We start from the raw sequence: 286 nt of genomic DNA, 5'->3' as shown, positions 1-286 counted from the left end.
CCCGTGGTGATGCTCGGGCCGTTCTTGATGGTCAGGCCGTCGTTGTTCACCACCGTGTCACCCATCGTCACGCTGTCGACCTTCAGGTCGCGTGCCAGATCGAAGTTCACGTCGTTGCCGGCCGTGCTCTTGCTCACCGCGAGGTTGCCATCGGTGTTCTTCAGGTCGACCGTGCCGCCCGGCGCCACGTTCGTCGCATTCTGGCCCTGCGCGCTCACGTTCCAGCCTGCGCTGGCCGTCTTGCCGACCTCGTCGAGCTGCTCCTTGTTCACCGCGTCGCCAGCGT

At 65.4% G+C, this 286-nt stretch carries 1 pseudogene; it reads right to left on the bottom strand.

Annotation, left to right across the window (positions count from 1 at the left end):
* Positions 1–286, bottom strand: a pseudogene (locus tag AB3X95_RS38990) (hypothetical protein); the annotation flags it as partial.

The organism is Paraburkholderia sp. BR13444, assembly GCF_040948755.1.
Lineage (GTDB): Bacteria > Pseudomonadota > Gammaproteobacteria > Burkholderiales > Burkholderiaceae > Paraburkholderia > Paraburkholderia youngii.
This window is presented reverse-complemented; position numbering and strand designations above follow the sequence as displayed.